Below are 6,565 nucleotides of genomic sequence, written 5' to 3'. Positions count from 1 at the left end.
CTACACGACCGAAATGACCGCTTGATAAACACAGGCGAAAGCTGCTCAAAGCCCTATTCAAACAACTTGGCAATGCCATCGACACGCCTCGCATAGGTCATGTGGACGATGGTCCACATGGCAGCCGAGGTCAGGCGGTCGGCCGCTGCGAGCAGTCGGTAGAGCCGATCAGGTTCGATCCGTCCCGACATGGCCAGCGTTTGAATGCGCTCGATGGTTTCGTCGCTATGTCGGATCTGGCCATAGCCGTCGCGCCATGCCTTGAAGAGTTCGGGAGTCGCTGCGGCCATGCTTTCGGGATCCTTTTTTGACTGCTTGTTGAGTGCGATCTATCGACAGCGCTACCGATGTCCCCCCAACCATGGCGGTGGATCGCTGGCGGGGAATGAGTCGATGCCCGCGCGCTCCACCGCATCGAGCGGCTCCGGAGGACGGCGGTGGCGGATCTGATCCGACCCTGCCGCCGTGTCCGTCCGGAGATGCGCGGCAATAAGCGGCGCAAGCTCAATACGGTTGCTGGCGTGGACAACGGAGTCGGTCGAAACGATGCGACCGCAGAGCGGGGCAAGCTGTTGATACGAATCGCCCGCGAAGATGCCATGCACGACAGCGACGTCAGGCGGAGCCAGACCTTGCAGTCGCAACTTCCTCGCCGCTTCGATAAGAGTATGGCCTGATGAGGCGATGTCATCCACGAGTACAGGCTGACGATCGTGCCAGGCGGAGAGATCGGGAAGTTCGATTTCGACGTCGCGATCGCCGTGTCGGACTTTCCTCAGGACCGCATGTGGCGCATCGATGCGCTTCGCGATGGCCGAGACCCACTGCTCGCTTTCCTCATCAGGGCCGATAAGCAGTGGGGCCTTGACCTCCGACCCTATCCAGTCGGCAAGGAGCGGGGCCGCATGAAGCGTCGCTGTCGGAATGGAATAGATCGCCGAAAGTGTTGGATGGCGATGCAAGTGCGGGTCGACGGTAATCAGGCGATCGAAGGTTGCCGATACGAGTCTTGCGAATGTGCGGGACGTGACCGCCTCGCCCGGTCGAAAGCGCCGATCTTGCCGCATATAGGCGAGGTACGGGGCGATCAGCGTTACCTCTCTGGCGCCCAGTGATCGTACGGCGTCGGCGGCGAAGACCAGCCGCAGAAAGCCTTCATCGGGGTGAGACAGGGTGCTGACCAAAATGACCGCTTTGTCGGTCACGTCGCACAGGATGCGGAGATAGCTTTCGCCGTCGGGGAAATTCCGGGTTTCGAGGTTGCCGAGCGGCCAACCGCCCTCGCTGGCGAGGCGCTGGGCAAAGGCGTCGTTTCCCGGAAGGGGAAGGATCACATGGCTCGAAGCGTGGTTCGTCGTATCCATGTGGGTCATCCGTTCCTGCGGTAGCGGCGCAGGAACTGCGCGTTGATGGCGACGATGATGGTGCTGGCCGACATGAAGACCGCAGCTACGGCCGGCGTCATCAGGAAGCCGGTCCCGAAGGTGATGCCGGCGGCCATGGGGATCGCCACGGTATTGTAGGCAGTCGCCCAGATCAGATTCTGGACCATCTTACGGTAGGTCGCGCGCGAGAGACCGAGAATGGCCGCCACATCGCGCGGATCGCTTTTGACGAGGACCACATCGGCGGATTCCACGGCGACATCCGTACCAGCGCCGATGGCGACGCCGAGATCGGCCTGGACAAGAGCTGGCGCATCGTTGACGCCATCGCCCACCATCGCCACCGAAAGGCCACGCGATTGCAATTCCTTGATCTTGTCCGACTTCTGATCGGGAAGCACCTCGGCGAAATATTCGGAGATGCCGAGTTCCCTGGATACCGATTCCGCAACGCCCTTCGCATCGCCCGTCAGCATCACCGACTTTATGCCAAGGCGATTCAGTTCGGCGATGGCTTCTCTCGATTCGCTACGCACGATGTCGGCAAGCGCGAAGAGCGCGCGCGGCGCGCCATCGCGGACAAGTACAACCACCGTCTTGCCGTCTGCTTCCAGCTCCTTGAGCTTCGGATGATCGATCGGGCTGCCTTGCCGAGCGAGATGGCCGGGGCTGACGATCCGAAGCTCCTCGCCGTCAACCTTGGCGGTAATGCCTTCGCCGGTGATATTGCTGACCTCGGTGGCCTTGGGGATCGCGATGCCGCGCTTCTTGGCTTCAGCGACGATGCCATGTGCAATTGGGTGTTCCGACTGACTCTCCGCTGCGGCGGCGAACGCCAATTCCTGGCTTTCGTCGCCAGCGGACAGAAGGACAATATCGCTGACGCCGAAACGTCCTTCCGTCAGCGTCCCTGTCTTGTCGAAGACCGTTGCATCAAGATTGCGCGCGCGCTCGAAAGCGGCCCGGTCGCGGATCAACAGACCGTTGCTCGCGCTCAGCGATGTGCTGACGGCCACCACCAGGGGCACGGCGAGGCCGAGTGCATGCGGGCAGGCCACGACCATGACCGTCACCATGCGCTCCAGAGCGAACTCCAGGGGCGATCCGAGAACGATCCACCAGACGAAAAGCGTCCCGAAGCCGACGACGAGGGCGATATAGGTGAGCCAGGCGGCTGCCCGGTTGGCGAGGTCCTGGGTCTTGGAACGGGTCGCCTGCGCCTTCTTTACGAGGTCGATGACCTGAGACAGATAGGTCGCGTCCCCCGTCGCCGTCACCTTGATCGTCACGGCATTGGCGCCGTTGATCGCCCCGCCGATGGCTGGCGCGCCGACGGTCTTGGAAACAGGCCGCGATTCGCCTGTCAGCATCGCCTCGTTGAAGGCGGACGATCCCTCGATGATCTCGCCATCGACCGGCACCTTCGCGCCCGGCCGGACGATGACGCGGTCGCCGGGCTGGAGGGCGGAGATCGCTACTTCATGCGTCGAGCCGTCCGCATCGATCCGCGTCGCGCTGTCTGGAAGCAGGCGCACCAGTTCCTCCAGCGCGCGGGAAGCCCCCATGACGGAACGCATCTCCACCCAGTGGCCGAGCAGCATGATGGCGATGAGCGTCACCAATTCCCAATAGAAGGCTTCGCCGGGGAACCCGAAGGTGACCGCCGCCGAGAAGAAATACGCGGCCGAGATCGCGAGCGCGATCAGCGTCATCATGCCGGGCTGGCCCTTGCGCAGCTCCGAGGTGAAGCCGGTCAGGAACGGCCAGCCGCCATAGACGTAGGCGATGGTCGAGAGGACGAAGAGCACGAGACCGTCGCCCGGAAACGACAATAGCTCGGTCAGGCCGAGCCAATGGCGGATCATCGGAGACAGAAGCAGGACGGGCGGCGTGAGAATGAGCGAAACCCAGAAGCGGCGGCGAAAGTCGGCGACCATCTCCGCATGATCGTGTCCGCCGTGCCCGGTATGTTCGGCATGGGTTGAGCCGGCTGCCGAGACGATGCTTGCGGCCGCGTGGTCGTGGTGCGGACCGTTGGCAGCCGTCCGATGATGTGCGTGGTGGTTGCCGTGTTGGCTATGCGATGAGCTCATTCGATGTTGTCCTTCACTGGCCATTGGCGATAACTCGGAATGCAGGCCATTCTTGTTCCGTGACACTGGCCAGTTATCGGCAGGGCAGAATCTTCGGTGCAAAGGTCTTCGGTCCGACGTTCCGAATCTTTGATCCAGATTAAGTTCTTGCGGCTCGGCTGAGGCGATGGGGCCGCGCCGCCGACCGTTCTTCCCGCTTGTTCGGAAACAGGGCGCTGTGGCGAAACGCCTCTCACCCCGATGATTCAGGAGTGTCTGCCGGGTAACCTGCTTCTTCGAGAACGGCGACAAGGGCTGCCCTGTCGGCGCTCGTCTCGATCAGGACCTCGCGTTTGTCAGGATCAGTCTCGATCCGGGCCATCCCGTCGACGCTCAAAAGCGCCTTGGTCACTGATTTTGCGCAGCCGCCGCATGTCATGTTCGGGACCTGGAAGCGAAGCATAGGGACCTCCTCTGTTGTTCGCGTCCAAGGAGATTGGGGCTTCCAACGATGGTAAGGTCAACCCTTAATAAATCTTCTTGACCCTGCCATCGTTGGAAACCGCAAGCTGGATGAAGAACTGTCAAATCGAAAGGAGACGACAGATGAAGCATTCCAGCACAAACAGCGTCATCATCTATACGACACCCACTTGCCCGGACTGCCGGGCGCTCAAGACCTGGCTCAAAGAACAAGACATCACGTTCCAGGAGCGCGATCTGACCGATCCATCAGTGATGGAGGAAGCGAAAGCGCGAACCGGGGTGCGGGTCGCACCGATAACCATCGTCGGGTCGCAGATCTTCTACGGGACGTTTGCGAGCCAGAAGCCCGGACTCATGGCCGCCCTCGACTTGTCGACGCCCGCATGAGTGATATGGTCATGAACAGCAAACGAGTGGACCTGCCGCAGGCTGGAGCCAGCATCGAAGTCGCGCTAGGCCAGACGATACTCGAGGCCGCGCTTGCAAGCGGCATCGCCTATCCGCACGGCTGCCGATCCGGACGCTGCGGGTCATGTAAATCCCGCCTCAACTCCGGCGAGGTCGACCTTCGGGAGCATTCGCGTTTCGCGCTCTCCGTCGAGGAGAAAGCTGAGGGGCTGATACTCGCCTGCCGGGCAATCCCCAAAACCGACGCCACCGTTACATGGCTGGGTGGTGCGGACGAGCTGGCCGACCATCCACGTCGACGCCTCCAGTGTAGCGTTGTTGGCATTGAGGATGTCACCCACGATATCAAAATTGTCCGGGTTCGCCCGAAAGACGGTCGGCCTGCCTCCTTTACGGCCGGCCAGTTCGCGCGCGTGACATTTCCGGCCACGCCGACACGAGATTATTCGATGGCGAACCCGCCGGGCGCCGACGAGCTGGAATTTCACATTCGTCGCGTGCCGGATGGCGTGGCCTCTAACCTCATTCATTCAGTGCTCGATCTCGGGGACCCGGTCATGGTCGAGGGGCCTTTCGGCTCGTCCTTTCTGCGCGAGAAGCATGCCGGCCCAATTCTCTGTGTGGCGGGCGGATCGGGCCTCGCCCCGATCAAGTCGATCGTTGAAACCGCGCTGGCACGGGGGATGAGACAACCCATTCACGTCTATTTCGGGGTGCGGACGGAAAACGATCTGTATCTCGTCGACCACTTTGAGGGTCTCGCGTCCATCCACGGAAATCTGGCATTTACCCCTGTTCTGTCCGACCAGGCGTCGGGCACGGCTTTGCGAACCGGTTATGTCGATGCTGTGGTCGCAAAGGATCTGCCAGATCTCGACGGCTGGAAGGCATATATCGCCGGGCCGCCACCGATGGTGGAGGCCGTCATGGTGGTTGCCACCAACCGGAGGCTCCGCGTCGAGGATATGCACGCCGACGTATTCTTCACGCCCGATGAGCCGCTCGCAAGCGCTGCGGCAGGGTGAAGAACGACCGGCGTTCGGGATCGCTACAGACGATTTCCGGCGGACCGGCGGCTTGTGCGCATGAGATCGAGCGGAAGACGCCCGCCTTCAGGCGGTAACCAATGCCGGACCATCGGCCCTTGCTCCAGTATTCACCTGTCGGTCGGGATTGGTCACCGCGATAACGCGCATCCGGCTGTCGCATGGCGGACCGGCCTATGTGGTCCGCCTTCGATCATCTGATCGCGAAGAGTTTTGATCGAGCCACGCCTTCGCGATCTCCACATCCACTCCCGCGACCTCGATCAACTTATCCGGATTGAGGATTCGAAGACGCCGGTATTGAAATTGAACGATTCCCTCCTTCCGCAGGGAACTGAGGACACGGTTGACATGAACGAATGTCAGGCCCGTCGCATCGCCGATCTGTTCTTGAGTTAGGGGAAGCGCCATCTCTTCGATGCGGTTGCCGGGCCATTGCGCCCGATATCGCGTGAACAGCTCCAGCAGGAGATGGGCGACGCGCTCTCGTGCCGAGCGACGCCCGATACTCGTCAGGTGATCGAAGGCAAGATCGCGTTCGCGCGCTACAGATTGCGCGAGTCTCAAGCCGATTTCCGGGTCTTCCCGCAGGCGCGATTTCAGAACGGACATCGGAACGACGGAAACGACTACGTCCGTCAGGGCCTGCGCGCCGACGTTTGAGGGCATGTGACCGGACGAGAGCACCCCCAGCACTGCGCCTGGCAATGCGAAATGCACGATCTGTCGCCGGCCATCGGGAAGCAAGGAGTATACCGCTATCCAACCGTCAAGAAGGTTGAACAAAGAACCGGTAGTGGACCCAATACCGAGGATTTCGTTGCCTGCGTCGAATTTTCGGTCGCCGGTCCTGAACCCCCGAATGAGGCGGTTTGCATCGATCGGAGGAGACACGGCGCCAAGCGAAGCAGACGTATGGGTGCCGTGACTTGAGAGCGTCAAAGCCTTCGATGATTGAGGAACAATGGCATTTTCGGCGTTTGAAGCGCCGTCTGCTGGGGGGTTGTTTGGCAGCAAGCTGCTCCAAGCGCCGTTGATCATGGCCAAATTGGCGCTTTGAAATGATCGGGCGGGCTCGGGGGAGAAAAAAGAGCGATCCAAGTTCATGTTGCACCTCCGGGGCGCGGAGCCCGTCTCGGTGGCTATCCGAACAGGCAATCAATCCTGA

General features: G+C 61.3%; 8 protein-coding genes. 2 read left to right on the top strand and 6 right to left on the bottom strand.

Annotated features, from left to right (window positions below; genetic code table 11):
* Positions 1 to 53: 53 nt before the first annotated feature.
* From FIB18_RS23375 to FIB18_RS23360, 4 genes are all read right to left on the bottom strand, one after another.
* Entirely contained in the window at positions 54 to 290 is a 237-nt protein-coding gene (locus FIB18_RS23375; RefSeq protein WP_174977470.1) for a hypothetical protein, read from the bottom strand.
* Between the two features lie 51 nt (positions 291 to 341).
* A complete protein-coding gene (locus tag FIB18_RS23370; protein ID WP_138787543.1) occupies positions 342 to 1,364 on the bottom strand; it encodes a ribose-phosphate pyrophosphokinase in 1,023 nt (340 codons plus the stop codon).
* Positions 1,365 to 1,369: 5 nt separating this feature from the next.
* Positions 1,370 to 3,478, bottom strand: coding sequence for a heavy metal translocating P-type ATPase (locus FIB18_RS23365; protein ID WP_080843326.1), 2,109 nt, complete (start codon positions 3,476 to 3,478; stop codon positions 1,370 to 1,372).
* A 232-nt stretch (positions 3,479 to 3,710) separates the two neighbouring features.
* Positions 3,711 to 3,920, bottom strand: a complete 210-nt coding sequence (locus tag FIB18_RS23360; protein WP_080843327.1) for a heavy-metal-associated domain-containing protein — start codon at positions 3,918 to 3,920, stop codon at positions 3,711 to 3,713.
* Between the two features lie 143 nt (positions 3,921 to 4,063).
* On the opposite strand from FIB18_RS23360, the gene FIB18_RS23355 reads away from it, so the two are divergent.
* Both FIB18_RS23355 and FIB18_RS23350 read left to right on the top strand, forming a co-directional pair.
* Positions 4,064 to 4,330 (top strand): glutaredoxin family protein, encoded by a 267-nt coding sequence (locus FIB18_RS23355; RefSeq protein WP_080843328.1) that lies wholly within the window; start codon positions 4,064 to 4,066, stop codon positions 4,328 to 4,330.
* An 11-nt stretch (positions 4,331 to 4,341) separates the two neighbouring features.
* Positions 4,342 to 5,376: a 2Fe-2S iron-sulfur cluster-binding protein gene (locus FIB18_RS23350; RefSeq protein ID WP_080843376.1), complete on the top strand. Its 1,035-nt coding sequence runs from the start codon at positions 4,342 to 4,344 to the stop codon at positions 5,374 to 5,376.
* Here FIB18_RS23350 and FIB18_RS23345 read toward each other — a convergent pair.
* Complete coding sequence (locus tag FIB18_RS23345; RefSeq protein WP_138787542.1) at positions 5,336 to 5,560, bottom strand: hypothetical protein; 225 nt, start codon at positions 5,558 to 5,560, stop codon at positions 5,336 to 5,338. The two genes, FIB18_RS23350 and FIB18_RS23345, sit on opposite strands and share 41 nt — an antisense overlap.
* A gap of 11 nt (positions 5,561 to 5,571) precedes the next feature.
* Positions 5,572 to 6,504, bottom strand: coding sequence for a Crp/Fnr family transcriptional regulator (locus FIB18_RS23340; protein ID WP_225246838.1), 933 nt, complete (start codon positions 6,502 to 6,504; stop codon positions 5,572 to 5,574).
* Between the last annotated feature and the right edge of the window lie 61 nt (positions 6,505 to 6,565).

Source organism: Brucella pecoris (genome assembly GCF_006376675.1).
Taxonomy (GTDB): domain Bacteria; phylum Pseudomonadota; class Alphaproteobacteria; order Rhizobiales; family Rhizobiaceae; genus Brucella; species Brucella pecoris.
This window is presented reverse-complemented; position numbering and strand designations above follow the sequence as displayed.